Genomic DNA, 526 nt, shown 5'->3' with positions numbered 1-526 from the left:
ATCTGACAGTAGACGCCCCACCTGTTCGAGCGGGTATCAAGAGAAACCGTAAATGCAGTCGGTTGTAACACCTCCTCTTACTCGAAAAGGCAGGTTTAACAATGACCACTCACGCTATTTTTCTTCCAAAAAGGCCACTGGTGCGCGATGAAAAATTTGAATGGAGATTGGGCGGCAAACGGATAACAGCGGAATTCAGCTCCTTCTATCAAGACGAGTTTTTGGGCGAGTTGTATTGGGCCATAAGTGGTGGAACAGGGAATTTCGACGATGAAAACTATTTTGCTTTCTCGATGACTCTGCCCTACCGATCTGATGAGACTCTCACAGGTGTTTATGACCTCAAAAAAGGGCTGACATGTGTACACAGCCATTGGATCCCTGCGCCACCGGGGTTCATCGGAATGGCTACGGTAGACGCCGACTCGGCGACCCTTAGCATCAAATATGACCCTGAAACAGACAATCGCGACGGGATCATTCGAGGCCTTGTTCAAAAGTCATCGCTATCGTCTGATGCCCAAGG

The 526-nt window shown here is 48.9% G+C and carries 1 protein-coding gene; it reads left to right on the top strand.

Annotation, left to right across the window (positions count from 1 at the left end):
• Positions 1 to 101 precede the first annotated feature (101 nt).
• On the top strand, positions 102 to 526 hold a 425-nt coding region (locus HT737_RS30685; protein WP_182404695.1), incomplete at its 3' end, for a hypothetical protein.

The organism is Pseudomonas sp. MD195_PC81_125 (genome assembly GCF_014060985.1).
GTDB classification, from domain to species: domain Bacteria; phylum Pseudomonadota; class Gammaproteobacteria; order Pseudomonadales; family Pseudomonadaceae; genus Aquipseudomonas; species Aquipseudomonas parakoreensis.
The sequence above is the reverse complement of the archived record's forward strand: the minus strand, read 5'-3'. Positions and strand labels throughout refer to the sequence as shown.